General features: G+C 36.8%; 14 protein-coding genes. 7 read left to right on the forward strand and 7 right to left on the reverse strand.

The window, feature by feature from the left end; genetic code table 11:
* Positions 1 to 21 precede the first annotated feature (21 nt).
* The 5 genes from AC3QLY_RS07625 to AC3QLY_RS07645 form a co-directional block, all read right to left on the reverse strand.
* The gene (locus AC3QLY_RS07625) at positions 22 to 855 is read right to left on the reverse strand and encodes an alpha/beta fold hydrolase (RefSeq protein WP_492991201.1); all 834 of its coding nucleotides are present in this window, start codon (positions 853 to 855) and stop codon (positions 22 to 24) included.
* A 4-nt stretch (positions 856 to 859) separates the two neighbouring features.
* Entirely contained in the window at positions 860 to 2,437 is a 1,578-nt protein-coding gene (gene lnt / locus AC3QLY_RS07630; protein ID WP_492991203.1) for an apolipoprotein N-acyltransferase, read from the reverse strand.
* Positions 2,438 to 2,533: 96 nt separating this feature from the next.
* Positions 2,534 to 3,247: a hemerythrin domain-containing protein gene (locus tag AC3QLY_RS07635; RefSeq protein ID WP_068240990.1), complete on the reverse strand. Its 714-nt coding sequence runs from the start codon at positions 3,245 to 3,247 to the stop codon at positions 2,534 to 2,536.
* Between the two features lie 51 nt (positions 3,248 to 3,298).
* The gene (locus AC3QLY_RS07640; protein ID WP_492991205.1) at positions 3,299 to 4,564 is read right to left on the reverse strand and encodes a hypothetical protein; all 1,266 of its coding nucleotides are present in this window, start codon (positions 4,562 to 4,564) and stop codon (positions 3,299 to 3,301) included.
* Between the two features lie 68 nt (positions 4,565 to 4,632).
* Complete coding sequence (locus AC3QLY_RS07645; protein WP_074420096.1) at positions 4,633 to 5,226, reverse strand: Crp/Fnr family transcriptional regulator; 594 nt, start codon at positions 5,224 to 5,226, stop codon at positions 4,633 to 4,635.
* A gap of 512 nt (positions 5,227 to 5,738) precedes the next feature.
* On the opposite strand from AC3QLY_RS07645, the gene AC3QLY_RS07650 reads away from it, so the two are divergent.
* The 7 genes from AC3QLY_RS07650 to AC3QLY_RS07680 all read left to right on the forward strand — a co-directional run bounded on the left by AC3QLY_RS07650 (position 5,739) and on the right by AC3QLY_RS07680 (position 12,650).
* On the forward strand, positions 5,739 to 6,224 hold the full coding sequence (locus AC3QLY_RS07650) for a c-type cytochrome (RefSeq protein ID WP_492991207.1): 486 nt from the start codon (positions 5,739 to 5,741) through the stop codon (positions 6,222 to 6,224).
* 30 nt (positions 6,225 to 6,254) lie between these two features.
* The gene (nosZ, locus tag AC3QLY_RS07655) at positions 6,255 to 8,261 is read left to right on the forward strand and encodes a Sec-dependent nitrous-oxide reductase (RefSeq protein WP_492991209.1); all 2,007 of its coding nucleotides are present in this window, start codon (positions 6,255 to 6,257) and stop codon (positions 8,259 to 8,261) included.
* A gap of 74 nt (positions 8,262 to 8,335) precedes the next feature.
* Positions 8,336 to 9,370, forward strand: coding sequence for a nitrous oxide reductase accessory protein NosL (locus tag AC3QLY_RS07660; protein WP_074420085.1), 1,035 nt, complete (start codon positions 8,336 to 8,338; stop codon positions 9,368 to 9,370).
* A gap of 55 nt (positions 9,371 to 9,425) precedes the next feature.
* On the forward strand, positions 9,426 to 10,667 hold the full coding sequence (locus AC3QLY_RS07665) for a nitrous oxide reductase family maturation protein NosD (protein WP_074418520.1): 1,242 nt from the start codon (positions 9,426 to 9,428) through the stop codon (positions 10,665 to 10,667).
* Positions 10,664 to 11,374 (forward strand): ABC transporter ATP-binding protein, encoded by a 711-nt coding sequence (locus AC3QLY_RS07670; protein WP_074420086.1) that lies wholly within the window; start codon positions 10,664 to 10,666, stop codon positions 11,372 to 11,374. Before AC3QLY_RS07665 ends, AC3QLY_RS07670 begins: the two co-directional genes overlap by 4 nt.
* Before the next feature lie 33 nt (positions 11,375 to 11,407).
* Entirely contained in the window at positions 11,408 to 12,175 is a 768-nt protein-coding gene (locus tag AC3QLY_RS07675) for an ABC transporter permease subunit (RefSeq protein WP_074419657.1), read from the forward strand.
* An 82-nt stretch (positions 12,176 to 12,257) separates the two neighbouring features.
* Positions 12,258 to 12,650, forward strand: coding sequence for a group III truncated hemoglobin (locus AC3QLY_RS07680; RefSeq protein ID WP_074418523.1), 393 nt, complete (start codon positions 12,258 to 12,260; stop codon positions 12,648 to 12,650).
* Positions 12,651 to 12,773: 123 nt separating this feature from the next.
* On the opposite strand, the gene guaB is transcribed toward AC3QLY_RS07680, so the two are convergent.
* Both guaB and dprA read right to left on the reverse strand, forming a co-directional pair.
* A complete protein-coding gene (gene guaB / locus AC3QLY_RS07685; protein ID WP_074418524.1) occupies positions 12,774 to 14,270 on the reverse strand; it encodes an IMP dehydrogenase in 1,497 nt (498 codons plus the stop codon).
* Positions 14,271 to 14,342: 72 nt separating this feature from the next.
* Complete coding sequence (gene dprA, locus AC3QLY_RS07690; RefSeq protein ID WP_074420087.1) at positions 14,343 to 15,440, reverse strand: DNA-processing protein DprA; 1,098 nt, start codon at positions 15,438 to 15,440, stop codon at positions 14,343 to 14,345.
* Between the last annotated feature and the right edge of the window lie 18 nt (positions 15,441 to 15,458).

Genomic DNA, 15,458 nt, shown 5'->3' on the forward strand with positions numbered 1-15,458 from the left:
TTATGCTCTATTCACTGCTTCTTATGCATCGGCAAGCGTGTTATATACTGATTTTAAAAAACTGTTGATATGCTGATTTACTTTTTCTGTTTCCTCCCACATGCCCATGTGGCCTGTTTCAGGAAGAATATACACATAAGAACAGTTGGGCAAATGTGATTGTTGTAATACATCTTCAATAGGTGCAGCTTTATCTTCTGTACCCATAATAAACAAAACCGGGCAACCTGCATTTTTTAAGACATTGGTTCTGTCTGGCCGCAAACGCATAGCTTCATAATATTGCTGACATGCCTGTGTATTGCTGTTTTTTGCCTGTTCTATTAATAGATCTATTTTTTCGGGATGTGCTGCCTTAAAACGTGCGGCAAATAAATTAGGGATGGTAGTTTTGATAAAAGCATAGGCACCATATTCTTCCATTACCCGGATGCCTTTTAAACGGGTTTCTTTTTTTTCAGCATTGTCTGCAAATGCGGTTGAATGAATGAGTCCAAAACCTTTTAACTGTTCCGGATACAATGCAGCAAATGCTAATGTAATATAGCCCCCTAAACTATGCCCCAACATTACAAAATGGGTGATATTTTCTTCCTCAATTATTTTTTTGATGGCCTGCGCATAATCTTCCATTTCAACAGCATCTTTTCCTGTTTGCGGTTGTAACATATCGGTATTGCCCGTTCCGGGAATAGATGGTGTAATTACAGTAAAATTATTTTTTAAAAAAGCAACTTGTGCATTCCAAATAGATGCATCTTCTCCAAATCCATGTATTAAGAGTACCACAGGTCCGGCCCCAACTTTGTGATAGGCCAGTTTACCGTTTTTGTAGTTGCAATATCTTTCCATCATACAATTACCTTTTTATCTTCAATTGCCAACATTTAAACAATTGATATAAAATTACCAATAACGCTGCAAATGCCGCCAGTTTGTATAACCAATCGCCCCATTTTACATACAAGGTACTACCGGATGCAGCAGGAATAGGAATATTGAATTTAATTACCGCAGCTTTGTTGTAATCTGTTCGGGTTAAAATTTTGCCCGATGGGTCAATCACTGCACTAATTCCGGTATTGGCACTACGGGCTACAAATTTTCTGGTTTCTATAGCTCTTAAACGGGCATAGGCTAAATGCTGTAAATGACCGGGTGTATTGCCCCACCAGCCATCATTGGTGATAATAGTTAATAAATTGGCGCCTTTTTTTACATATTCTGCCACATAAGCACCATATATACTTTCATAACAAATAATAGGTGCCATTTTGTAGGGATTGTTGGTCTCAGAAAAAACCACGGCAGCCGTATCGCGGCCATATCCACCGGTGGTTCCTCCAAATTTTTCAAAAACCGGGCCCATGAAATTTAAAAATGTAGGTAATGATTCTACACCGGGTACCAATTTACTTTTATTGTAAAACTGGTTAGGCCTACCTGCCTGTATGGCAACTGCGCTGTTAAATGCATCGTAATATTGCCCATTGGGCATGGCATGTGCTGTGGGGGTAGCTTTTTCAAATCTGTACAAAACATAGCTTTCTAAACCGGTTAATAAAGTTATGTTGGGATGTTGCTGAATAAACTGAAATACCGGTTGATAAACAGGGCTATTATTCAATTCATTCTGAACCACCGGTTCGGGCAACGCAGTTTCGGGCCATATAAGCAATGTTGTTTGTTGATTCATGGCCGAATCTGATAAATGAATTAAACGCTCTATTTGTGTTTGGGTTGATAATGTTTCAAATTTTTGATAGGGGTCAATATTGGGTTGCACAATTACCACATTGGTACTCGTATTAGCTGCTTTTATGGTGGGGATAGATAGGTATCCAATCATAAACGGTAGCAGCAAAATGGCCAAAAAAATGCCTGCTAATGGTTTGGAAATGCGTTGACTGGTTTGGTGTTTTTGTAACAGTTGAAACAACAAAATATTGACCAATAGAATCCATAAAGTTCCACCGCTAACGCCGGTAACTGAATACCATTGCACCCAATTGGGATGGGTAGCAAACACATTGCCGAGCGTTAACCAGGGCCAGCTTAATTGCCAGTTTAAATGAATCCATTCAAACAGCATCCAGTAAACTATGAATGCAATGCTACCAAATAATTCACTGGTTTTAGAACGCAGTTTAAAATAGCCCCATAAAGGAACGCACATTAATATTGAATTGGCTATCATGGCAGCAATACTGCCTACATCGGTCGAGTTCCAAATCCACCAGGTGGTACCCACATTCCATATCAACAGGCTCAAAAATGCATAACCTATAAAACTACGGATTTTAGTGGTAGAAGCTGCTATCCAAAGCAAAGGCACAAAGGCAAAAAATATACAAAAGGTGAAGGGCGATACCGGCCATGATGCTACCAACAGCAGGCCACTTGCAATACTTAAAAAAAACAGTTGACTCTTTTTCAAACAAAATATATTTTTTCGCTCGAAAGTTCGGTTTTTTTTTGAAAGTGCCTGTTTTTTTAAGTTAAGTGGTCATTATTTTTAGTTGTGGTTCGTGCGTCAGAGTAATGCAAGTTTTTTTGCTTTAGGAATCAACAGGTTGTTTTCAATTTGCAGGTGCTCCTCTAAATTTTGATACAAATCTTTTAATGCGATGAAACTGAGCTGAAAAGTTTTACAGGCTTGCGGAGGTGCAGTAAAATTTTGCGTAAGCGTTTTTATTTTTTCCATTAAATCATCAGAATGGTCATGTTCTTTTTCTAAGATGCGCAATAATTTATCTAATTCTGACATGGTATTTTCCTGATTGTCTGTTGGTTGTTTTTTTTCCAAAGCTGTAATGGCCGGAAATAGCTTTGATTCTTCATAAATTAAATGTGCAGAAATTTCATCTTTCCACATCTCAAAAAAGAAAAACACATCTAATAAAAATGGGAATTTTTCACCATGTTTATTGGCTACTTTTTCTAATTGCCCCAATAACACGGGTAACTGTATTTTTAAATAGGCGTGGTAATTATTGAGAATATAATTGATAAGTTCTGTTAATGAAAGCTGGCTCAAATCGCTGCTGTTGTTATTTGGCTTGAATGCCAATACTTTTTGAATAGCATTTGCTATTACGGAAGCAGGTATTTGTTGGATAGCACAAACCTCGGCCAATGTTTTTTTGCTCAGATGACAATAGTCAACATGAAATTTTTCCAGTACTGCACCTGTTGCCGGCGATTGTGCTACAATGGAAAAAAGTGGTTCTGACAAAATGTTTTCCATAGCTTTTTTTGCAAAGCTACAACGGTAAGAAAGTACAAACTATGATTAAAGTCAGTATGTAATTTTGTTTTTAAAATTTAACCCAAAAATTCCGGCCATTAATACCAGCGCAGCAAAAAGCAATGCTTCATTCGTATATGGAACAGCGTGGTAAGATAAATCTGCAATTCCTTCTATCATCAATAGCAATTCATTGAGTAAAATACCGGCAATAAATACAATCATACCTTTTTTGATACCCGGAGTGAGTATGATTATTTCTGAAACCAAACAATGCGCAATAATGTACAAGGAAATTACCCCCAACAAAACCAAATGCAAATAGCCAATAACAATTGGCCTAAAGCCATAAGTTAAAGTGCTTAATGCAGGAATGGCTGAACCTAATTGCAACAACAACTTTATGCTAAATGCAATGGCTACCAGAAATAATACAATTTTTGTAAACTGTGGCATCTGTGTTAAGAGTTGTTTTTTGTTTTGCAGTATAATTTGTAGCATCATTATCCAGGCAATTACCTGGGCAAATGCAGCGGCTACCACCAGCCAATAAACGATGGTTGGAATGGGTATCCATGGTGCTGACAGAAAATAATCTGGTATACAGGAACCCGCAAAAAGATAAAATAACCATTTTAATTTTTCTGTATTCATGCCACTTTGCTCTAATAAATGATTCCATAAACCCAAACAGGCAAATAAAAACCATCCATTATATTGAAAGTGGAGAAAAAAATATACAGAAGCCAAATAATTGTTCTGTTCAATATGTTGGGTAGCCATCATATAGGCTAAGGCAAAAACACCAATAGAAGAAAGTGCATTGAATAAAACCGCAGCTTTAAAATAGGCGTGTGTGGTACTATACCACTGAATTTTTTTTACATCCTTCCAATATAAAACTGCAAAAACATAGCTTACTATAATAGAAAGGGTAGAGAAAGTGACAGAAGCTGCAGCATACCCTTCAAAAGGGAAAGTAAACAACATGCCATAAGCAGCCATTAAATTAGCCCATAAAACCGGTTTGTATTTTTTAAAAGCATGCAGGTTTTGATGATGGGCTAAATATTGCACCAATAACGTCATTAATGCCATACTAACCCAGCCTGTAAATGCAAAATGCGAGTGGGCATGTAATAAATATTTTTGATTTACAACAGGCAGTGCGTAAGCAATCTTATACCGAAGCGTTACGCCGATGATGGCTACAATCAATAAGTTGAACAAACTAACGGATATCCATTTTTGTGTGGCATCTTTCATAGCGTTGCAAAGTAAAAACAGCATTTTGTGTGCCGATATGATTTCAATCATACCAAAGTATAAAATATTTTAAACATTCATGATTGTTGTAAATAAAATGTTTGTTTACAGGCACATTATCAGAAATATACTTTTCCTTTTGCTATGGCCAATTTTCCTTTATCCTGTAATTGGCGAATACTTCTGATAACCGTTTCTACGCGAAGGCCTGTCATATCGGCTATTTGCTGGCGGGTTAGTTGTACCATATTGCATTTGGGACAAAAAAATTTTTTATTGTTTTTGAAGTAAGTTAACAGGCTGCATATTTTTTCTTCTGGTTTGTTATTCGCCAGTTCTTTCGACATTAAGAATTTAAATCTTAATCTTTTGGCTAATAATTTCGAAAACATAAAATGAATTTCCGGTTCTTCTTTTATTAATTGGTGAAAATGATGTTTTTGTAATCTTAAAATAATACTTTCTTTATTCGAAACTGCAGTGGCAGCGTATGGTCCCTCATCAAATAACGACAGTTCACCAATGGGTTCGCCGGGTTCAATCATATCCTGAATAAATTCTTTTCCTTCCTCATTGATATTGATCCATCTTACAGAACCTTCAACTAATTGATAATAAAAATGACATTCATCTCCTTCACGAAAAATCACTTCATTGGCTGCTGTTTTTTTGTAGGTAGCCCCAAAAGAAAGTAATAAGTCTGCATCTATCATGGTATGTTGATTCTGGTGAAGTATAAATTTAGATGCCACACTGTGCCCTAAATATGATATTAAGCAGTTGGGCACATGATTTTCGTCATGTTTTTTTGAATTGTTCAATCGAAGCATCTGCTGAAATATTGATGTACAAAGGGTTTTAATAAAAATCTGCAATTATCGTTTTTCCTGCAATTCGGGTTGATAAATGCAATATGATTCTACGCATAAAACGGTGCCATCACGCTTTGTAATCTTGTGTTGAAAAAAATCATTATTGTCCGACAAAACTTAACTAAAAAATCGCTGTAATCCTTTGTTGTAAATGATTACAGGCTAAAAAATGATTGTTTCAAAATTGGAGGTAGTACCCCATCTTTTGAAATCGGCTGAAATATGTTTCTGTAAAGGGTTTGGACCATTATTTTACAATTTTAGTCGGACAACAATGAAAAAAAATAAAAAGTTTGTTACATCCCGTTCTTTCAACACTTAACTAAACAATACAATTTAAATTTAAAATTAACATGAAAAAGCTGATTATTTTAAGCATTTTTGGATTATTGATGGTTGCCTGCAGCAATTCAGGCGAAAAAAATGAAACAACTGCAAATACTTCCGGCAGTGCTGTCACTTCAGAAACGGCTTCAAGTAGCAATCCATCTTACGATCCCAACAGGGGAGAGGGCAAATTCACCCATGTGGAGGTGAATTCAACGCTTGATGCAGCGATGGCAGAAGCAGGCAATAAAGTGTACACCGTTAAATGCAGTGCCTGCCATAAACTAACCGATGAAAAGTTAGTTGGTCCCGGTTGGAAAGGTGTTACACAACGCCATACACCGGAGTGGATTATGAATTTTGTTACCAATACAGATGATATGCTAACAAAAGATCCCAAAGCACAAGCCATGCTTGAAATTTGTCTGGTACGTATGCCTAACCAACATTTAACTGATCAGGAAGCCAGAGAAGTGTATGAGTTTATGCGTAAAAATGATGGTGTAAAATAACCCAATTTTCATTTATAAAATTTAACAAATATGAAAAAGAATAACTTTTTTAACTATGCATGGATATCTCTGCTTGTAATGGGCGGTCTTTTTTCCTGCAAACCCAAAAATACCAGTGATGCCGTAAGTGGCGATGCTGCACAAAGTGTATATGTAGCACCGGGAAAATACGATGAGTTTTACAACTTTGTATCCGGTGGTTTCAATGGCCAGTTAAGCGTTTACGGATTACCTTCGGGCCGCTTACTGAAAATTGTACCCATTTTTTCTGTTTTTCCTGAAAACGGATATGGTTATAGTGAAGAAACCAAACCCATGCTCAATACATCGCATGGTTTTGTACCTTGGGATGATCAGCACCATTTGGAATTATCGCAAACCAATGGCGAAATAGATGGTCGCTGGATTTTTGCCAATGCCAATAATACCCCTCGTGTAGCAAGAGTTGATTTAACTACATTCAAAACTGCTGAAATTTTGGAATTGCCCAATAGTGCAGGTAACCACTCCTCACCGTTTATTACAGAAAATACCGAGTATGTGGTAGCAGGTACCCGCTTTGCAGTACCGATGGATAATGATAATGGAGATGTGCCCATTAATTCATACCGCAAAAATTTTAAAGCATCCATTAGTTTTATTAGTGTAGATAAAAATTCCGGCAATATGAATCTGGCATTTCAATTGCAGGTACCTCCGGTTGATTTTGATTTGAGTCATGCCGGAAAAAATAAATCGCACGACTGGTTTTTCTTCTCCTGCTATAATACCGAGCAAGCCAATACACTATTAGAAGTGAATGCATCACAACGCGATAAAGATTTTATTTTGGCAGTAAACTGGAAAAAATTAGAAGAATATGCCAAACAAGGTAAAGGCAAAACAGAAGCAGTTCAATATGCACACAATGTGTATGATGAAAACAAACACATGGCCACTTCTACTATTGAAAAACAAGTACTGGTGTTAGATGCTAAAGATTTGAAAGATGTTTGTTATTTTATTCCCTGTCCTAAATCGCCACACGGGTGTGATGTAGACCCTTCAGGTGAATATATTGTTGGTAGTGGCAAATTAGCCGCATTAATTCCGGTATTTAGTTTCGATAAAATTCAACAAGCTATTACCAATAAAAAATTTATTGGTGATTATGATGGCATTCCGGTAATTGAATATGAAGCTGCATTGTATGGTGAAGTTAAAAAACCAGGTTTAGGCCCATTGCACACAGAGTTTGATGGAAGAGGTAATGCTATTACCACCATGTTTGTTTCTTCAGAAATTGTAAAATGGAATATTAAAGATTTAAAAGTAATTGACAGAGAACCTACTTATTACTCACCCGGCCACTTATGTATTCCAGGTGGGGATACCAAAAAACCAAATGGTAAATATGTAATTGTATATAATAAAATTACTAAAGACAGGTATTTGCCAACAGGTCCCGAACTGGCACAGGCAGCGCAGTTGTTTGATATTAGTGGAGATAAAATGAAATTACTACTCGATTTTCCTACCGTTGGTGAGCCACACTATGCACAAGCGGTAGCCGCTTCACTCATCAGAGATAAATCAGTAAAATATTTCGATATCAATAAAAATCAAAATCCTTATGTAACAAAAGGTGAAGCTGATTCAAAAGTGGTGCGTAATGGCAAGCGTGTAGATATTTATATCACGCAAATTCGTTCACATTTTTCACCCGATAATATTGAAGGTATAAAAGTGGGAGATGAGGTATACTGGCATGTTACCAACCTGGAGCAGGATTGGGATCTACCGCATGGTTTTGCCATTAAAGGTGTGCCTAATAATGCTGAATTACTGGTTATGCCCGGTGAAACACAAACCTATAAATGGAGTCCTGAAAAACCCGGTATATATCCATTTTATTGCACCGATTTTTGCAGCGTACTGCATCAGGAAATGCAGGGTTATGTAAGAGTTTCTCCTGCAAATAGCAACGTGTCGCTTACTTTTAGCACAGGTAAAAATATTCCTGATGCTGCAACGGCACCCCCTTTGCTCGATAAATAATCTCACCCCTATTCTAAAGCCAACTACCGGAATATATCACGATTCCGGTAGTTTATTTCTTTAAATTTTTTATCATGGCCAATCATTTCCATATCTCAAAAATTAGTCGTATTCTTCTGACAATAGGCGGTATTGCATTATTAATCATAGTAAAAGTGCCCATGTGGCGTATCGATTTATCGGCACCACAATATCCGGAAGGATTAAGTATGTTTATTTATCCCAATCATTTGGGCGGTAATCTTGATATCATTAATGGTTTAAACCATTATATTGGAATGAAACATTTACGGACTGAAGATTTTTTTGAATTTTCTATGCTGCCGGGTATTATAGTTGGTTTTGCTGTTTTGTTTTTTATTGCTGCTTTTTTTGGAAAAAGATGGATGGTGCAAACATTGATTGTTTTATTTGTATTATTTGGCATTGTTGCGATGTTTGATTTTTGGAGATGGGAATACAATTATGGCCACAACCTCAATCCGGAAGCGCCGATTATTGTGCCGGGTATGGCTTATCAACCACCATTCATTGGGTTTAAACAGTTGCTGAATTTTGGTGCGTATTCAATTCCCGACTTGGGCGGATGGCTTTTTGTAGGCGTGGGTTTATTGTTGTTGGGTGTTAATATTAAAGAATGGATGGATGTAAAAAAAATAGCTAAAACTCTTCGTCAGCCCGCTACCACTATGGTTGCTACAATGGCTTTTTTATTTTTTTCTTGCAATACAAAACCTACTCCATTAGTTGTTGGAACGGATATGTGCAGTTATTGTAAAATGCCCTACAGCGATAATCGCTTTGGTGCTGAATTAATTACCCGAAAAGGAAAGATATATAAGTTTGATGATGTGCATTGTATTGTTACTTTTATACATGATCATACCGCCGAAACCGAAAATGGGAAAATTTATTTTGTAAATTTTGAAAATGGCCATCAACTCATTCCTGCTGAAAATACTGTTTTAATTAAAAGTGATCAATTGCATAGCCCCATGAATGGGGATATTGCTGCCTTCAACAATGTTGCTGATGCTAAACAGGCCCTTGAAAAATATACAGGTACTGTAATGGAATGGAATGAAATGATAGCTATTCCCAAACCTTGAAATATAGAAAGGCCAAAGCATGTTACCTGAATTTTTTTGTAATATTTTATAAAACATGAAATCTTTTTTATTGTGCATAGGCTTCATGTGGTGTGTGTATTGTATCCCCATTCATGCTGCAATCATTTATGTTGGCAAGGGCCATGCATATGTTAGTATACAACAGGCTGTAACCGCAGCAAAAAATGGCGATACTGTTTGGGTGGCTCCGGGTATTTATAAAGAAAAAAATATTATTATCGAAAAGTCGCTTGTTTTATTGGGCAAAAATTATCCGGTTATTGATGGAGAACATACATACCAGATGATTTCAGTAAGGGCTAATGGGGTAACCATAAAAGGATTTAAATTAATACACTCCGGCACATCCAGCCTTATTGATATTGCAGGTATTAAAATTTACGATGTAAAAAATATTAATATTGAAAATAATGTATTAGAAGATACTTTTTTTGGGATTTATTTACAGGGTGCTACTAATTGTACCATAAAAAATAATCGTTTAACTGCTTATGCTAAAACCGATCAGCAAAGTGGCAACGGTATTCATTGCTGGAAATGTGACAGCTTAAGCATTATTGGTAATGCGGTAACCGGCCATCGTGATGGTATTTATTTTGAGTTTGTAACCAATTCGCTGATTTGGAAAAATCGGTCAATCAAAAATTCGAGATACGGGTTGCATTTTATGTTTTCGCACAATGATGCCTATATCGCCAATATATTTCAAAATAATAGTGCCGGTGTTTCTGTAATGTTTACACATGGTGTTAAGATGTTTAATAATGTATTTGAAGATAATTGGGGCGATGGCTGTTATGGTATTTTTTTAAAAGAAATTACCGATAGCCATATTTCCGGAAACACTTTTCTAAGGAATACCACTGCTATTTTTTTTGAAGGTGCCACCCGTGTGTTGGTTGAAAAAAATACATTCATAAAAAATGGATGGGCTGTTAAAATTCAGGCTAACAGTATTCAAAATACCATTAAGCATAATAATTTTTTAGCCAACAGTTTCGACATTGCTACCAATGGCTCGTTGGTTGAAAATACTTTTAACAAAAATTATTGGGATAAATATGAAGGGTACGATTTGAATAAAGATGGTGTTGGCGATGTTCCCTATCATCCGGTAAGTATGTTTTCAATGATTGTTGCTGAAAATCCTACGGCAATGATTTTGTTTAGAAGTTTTATGGCCACACTTTTCGATAAAACAGAGAAAATTTTACCCAGTTTAACGCCTGAAAATTTAGTGGACAAATTTCCATATATGAAACCTTTACGATTATGATTATTGCAACCAATGTTACTAAAAAATTCGGCAGGCTTACGGTATTAAGCAATGTATCGGTAAACTGTAATAAAGGCGAATGCATTGCATTAATTGGCCCAAATGGCAGTGGTAAAACTACTTTAGTAAAAAGCATATTGGGTATGGTAGTTCCTGATAGTGGTTTTATAACATTTAACGGACTAAACATTTTACACAATTGGCAATACCGCAGACATATTGGCTATATGCCGCAAATTGGTCGATATCCGGAAAATATGACCATCCGACATGTATTTACCATGATGAAAGATATACGTAAAGCAGAACAGCACGAGCCATTAGATGAAGAACTGTTACACTCATTTGGATTACCTGGCATCATGGAGAAACGGATGCGTACCCTTTCAGGGGGAACCACACAAAGGGTTAGTGCTGCACTGGCTTTTTTATTTAATCCGGATGTGTTAATTCTGGATGAGCCTACTGCCGGTTTAGACCCCATAGCTTCTGAAATATTGAAAGAAAAAATTGTAAAAGAAAAAGAGCGCGGCAAATTAATCATCATTACTTCTCATATTTTAAGTGAGTTGGATGATTTGGTTACACAGGTTATTTACATGCAGGATGGGAACTTGTTGTTTCACAAATCTTTGCAAAATCTACAAAAAGATACTGGTGAAACAAAATTGTCAAGAGCCATTGCTTTTATTATGAAAAATAAATAAGGAATATTTAATGATTGAAAGAACCATTTAACCATGATAAAAATTATAAAATATGTTATTGCAGATATTCTGCGTAATAAAATAGTGATTGCTTATACTATTTTTTTACTGGCTATTGGTATGAGTGTTTTTAATTTAGAAGACAATACAACCAAAGGCTTGTTGAGTTTATTGAATATTGTATTAATAGTGGTACCGTTGGTGTGTATTATTTTCTCAACCATTTATATTTACAATAGTGCTGAATTTGTAGAGTTATTGGTTAGTCAGCCATTACAACGAAAACATATCTGGTTAAGTTTATTCAGTGGTATAGCACTGGCATTAACACTTGCATTTTTTATAGGTATTGGTATACCGGTTTTACTTTACTCTTTTACTGCTACCGGTTTAATATTGGTAGGGGTGGGTTTATTGTTAACTACCATATTTGTGGCCATTGCTTTATTGGCTGCGGTGCATACCCGCGATAAAGCCAAGGGTATTGGTATTGCAGTATTATTGTGGTTGTATTTCTCTTTATTATTTGATGGGTTGATTTTATTTATTTTATTTCAATTTTCCGATTATCCTTTAGAAAACTTAATGTTGGTTTTAAGCGCTTTGAATCCGGTGGATATGGGCAGAATATTAATTCTGCTCAAAATGGATATTTCGGCGCTAATGGGTTACACCGGTGCTATTTTTCAGAATTTTTTTGGAACTACAACAGGTATTATATCCACTTTACTGGTGATGCTTTTGTGGATAGTATTGCCGATTGGTTTTTCTTTAAGAAAATTTAAGCGAAAGGATTTATAAAATGGAAGTTGCCGGGAAAATATGCACCGAAATTTTGAATAGCAAAACAAATCATTAATTGTATTGTTACTGATATTTTTTCATGAAAAAAGATATTGAAAATAGAAATGATATTGAACTGCTGGTCAATACTTTTTATGCAGCAGTAAAAAAGGATGCCCTGTTGTGGCCCTATTTTGCTGCTTTATTGGAAGCACAATGGCAGAAACATTTGGAACGCCAATATTTATTTTGGGAAAATGCTTTGTTTTATACCGGTGGTTATTTAGGAAACCCATTGCAAAAGCATAGAAAAATTCATCAAAAAAAAATGATTGAAAACAAACATTTTAAACGTTGGCTTGATTTATTTTTTTCAGTTACAGATAGTTTGTTTGAAGGTGAGAAAGCCGAATTAGCCAAGCAAAGAGCCTATAACATTGCCGTTGTAATGAAGCTGAAATTAGATGACCAGACAGGTGTTCATGAAAACTAACAAAAAATATTTTAAATAAGAAAGCCCCTTTTTTAAAGAGGCTTTGATGCGTTGTATTGTTGCAGTACAAGTGTGCGACGCAACAGAAGCATTATAGTAGTACCATTAGCCGGGTACATACAATTATTTTCTGCTATAGTTGGGTGCTTCCTTGGTAATATCAATATCGTGTGCATGGCTTTCCTTCATACCGGCATTGGTAATTTTGATGAAAGTGGCATTTTGTAAGGCCTTAATATTGGCTGCGCCGCAATAACCCATTCCTGCTCTTAAACCACCTACAAACTGGTAAACAATTTCACTTAGATTGCCTTTATAAGCCACTCTCCCTTCAATGCCTTCGGGAACAAATTTTTTAATATCATCTTCCACATCCTGAAAATAGCGGTCGCCGCTGCCCTGGCTCATGGCAGCAAGACTGCCCATACCTCGGTATTCTTTAAATTTACGGCCTTCGTATATAATGGTATCGCCAGGGCTTTCTTCCACACCTGCAAATACACTGCCCATCATCACTGTATTGGCACCGGCAGCCAGTGCTTTTACCATATCGCCGGTATAACGAATGCCTCCATCGGCAATACACGGTATACCCTTTGCTTTTAGTGCCCGGCTTACTTCCATAATGGCGGTTAATTGTGGCACACCTGCTCCGGCTACAATTCTTGTTGTGCAAATAGAGCCGGGCCCAATTCCTACTTTTACACAATCGGCGCCGGCATCGGCTAATGCTTCGGCACCTTCGGCGGTACCAACATTGCCTGCAATAATTTGTAAATGTTTAAAATTTTTACGAAGACTTTTTAACGCTTCAATTACACCTTTGCTATGTCCATGTGCACTGTCTAATGTAACTACGTCAACGCCCACCAGTATTAATGCCTCTGCACGTTCCAATACATCTTTGGTAATGCCTAAAGCGGCCCCAACCAGCAATCTGCCATAGCCGTCTTTCACTGCATTGGGGTTATTGGTTAATTGCAATATATCGCGGTACGTAATTAAGCCAACTAATTTCCCCAGTTTGTTTACAACGGGTAATTTTTCAATTTTATAGTTGCGTAAAATAGTAGCAGCTTTTTTTAGATCGGTTCCTTCCGGTGCGGTAATCAGATTTTCTTTGGTCATTACTTCTGCAACCTTTCTGGTGTTGTCTTTTTCAAAACGCAAATCACGGTTCGTTAATATACCCACTAATTTTTGCTGATTATTTACGATAGGAATACCTCCAATTTTATTTTCTTTCATTAGCTTTAAGGCATCGCCAATGGTGGCATCTACCAGCAATGTAACCGGGTCAATAATCATCCCGCTTTCACTGCGTTTTACCTTGCGTACCTGTTCAGCCTGCTTTTCTATACTCATGTTTTTGTGTAGAATGCCCAATCCGCCTTCACGAGCCAGTGCAATAGCTAAATTAGCTTCTGTAACTGTATCCATTGCTGCGGAAAGCATAGGTACATTGAGTATAATTTCTTTGGTTAAATGACTGGAAATATCAACTTCACGAGGTAGTACCTGGCTGTATGCAGGCATTAATAAAACATCATCGAAAGTTAAACCTTCGCCAAACAGGCGGGAAGCCGGGACGGAATTGCCGGAGTTTTTTTGTGTTGCCATGTGCAAAGATAGGGTACCATGCTATTACGATACAAATTTGAATGGATAAAAATATAGGAGAGTATGGTATGATTAATTTAAACGATACATTTTCCCCGGTAATGCTGTAATGACATTTTGTAATTCTAAATTGAGTATGGCTGCTGCAACACTGCTACTGCTTAAGCCACTATGCAGGTATAACGCATCAATGGGTAGCGTATCTTTTTGCTGTAGAAGGCTTACTAAAATTTTTTCTTCCTCCGTTAAATCAATAAATAAACTTCTTTGTGCGGGTGCTTTTATTTTTTTGGTTTGCCAACCCAATTCATCCAGCAATTGTGCGGCACTTGTAAAAATAATGGCTTTGTTTTGTTGAATTAATTTTAGGCAGCCACTGCTTTTATTATCAGTTATTTTTCCCGGTACTGCAAATACATCCCGATTGTAAGTGTAGGCCAGTTCCGCGGTGATCATACTGCCGCCTTTAGTTGCAGTTTCTATAACAATAGTGGCATCACTCATGCCTGCAACAATACGGTTTCGTTTGGGAAAGTTGTGTTTATCTGCAATTACTGTACAGCCAAACTCAGTTAGTAAACCGCCCAGCTGCAACATTTCTTTTGCCAATGATTTGTGTTGTTTTGGATAGATTGAACTTAAACCATGTGCCAGCACACCAACGGTGGGCAATTGCTGTTGCAGTGCTGCACGATGTGCAATACTATCAATACCAAATGCTAATCCACTGGTAATTAATACCTGATACGGTTGCAGTTCAGCCACAATTTGTTCTGTTATATTTTTTCCGTATTCGGTATGCAGGCGGGTACCAATGATGCTAATGACTTTGCTGTGATTTAAATCGGCGTTGCCTCTGTAAAATAATACAGATGGCGCATCATAGCAATGCATTAAACGCTGCGGATAGGCAGGGTTCCACAAGGTTAATATTTGAATATGGTGTTTTTGGCAAAATTCAATTTCCTGGTTTGCCTGCTCAAAATCTTTAAAGCCTTTAATTGCTTTTGCTCTTATTTCGCCAATTCCTTCAACATGTGCCAATTCTTTTTTTGATGATTTGAAAACCTGTTGTGCATTGCCAAAATGCTCTATCAATTGTTTGCCCTGCACAGCCCCAATGCCCTGTACCTGTGTTAAGGCAATTTCATAAACCAGTTCATCTAACATAAAAGCAATATTGTTTTG

The organism is Hydrotalea sp. GW822-HT8A01 (assembly GCF_058798575.1).

Coding starts and splice junctions, on each gene's coding strand:
- AC3QLY_RS07625 (WP_492991201.1), bottom strand. CDS start 855: ATGATGGAAAGATATTGCAACTACAAAAACGGTAAACTGGCCTATCAC.
- AC3QLY_RS07635 (WP_068240990.1), bottom strand. CDS start 3,247: ATGGAAAACATTTTGTCAGAACCACTTTTTTCCATTGTAGCACAATCG.
- AC3QLY_RS07640 (WP_492991205.1), bottom strand. CDS start 4,564: ATGATTGAAATCATATCGGCACACAAAATGCTGTTTTTACTTTGCAAC.
- AC3QLY_RS07645 (WP_074420096.1), bottom strand. CDS start 5,226: ATGATAGATGCAGACTTATTACTTTCTTTTGGGGCTACCTACAAAAAA.
- AC3QLY_RS07650 (WP_492991207.1), top strand. CDS start 5,739: ATGAAAAAGCTGATTATTTTAAGCATTTTTGGATTATTGATGGTTGCC.
- nosZ (WP_492991209.1), top strand. CDS start 6,255: ATGAAAAAGAATAACTTTTTTAACTATGCATGGATATCTCTGCTTGTA.
- AC3QLY_RS07660 (WP_074420085.1), top strand. CDS start 8,336: ATGGCCAATCATTTCCATATCTCAAAAATTAGTCGTATTCTTCTGACA.
- AC3QLY_RS07665 (WP_074418520.1), top strand. CDS start 9,426: ATGAAATCTTTTTTATTGTGCATAGGCTTCATGTGGTGTGTGTATTGT.
- AC3QLY_RS07670 (WP_074420086.1), top strand. CDS start 10,664: ATGATTATTGCAACCAATGTTACTAAAAAATTCGGCAGGCTTACGGTA.
- AC3QLY_RS07675 (WP_074419657.1), top strand. CDS start 11,408: ATGATAAAAATTATAAAATATGTTATTGCAGATATTCTGCGTAATAAA.
- AC3QLY_RS07680 (WP_074418523.1), top strand. CDS start 12,258: ATGAAAAAAGATATTGAAAATAGAAATGATATTGAACTGCTGGTCAAT.
- guaB (WP_074418524.1), bottom strand. CDS start 14,270: ATGGCAACACAAAAAAACTCCGGCAATTCCGTCCCGGCTTCCCGCCTG.
- dprA (WP_074420087.1), bottom strand. CDS start 15,440: ATGTTAGATGAACTGGTTTATGAAATTGCCTTAACACAGGTACAGGGC.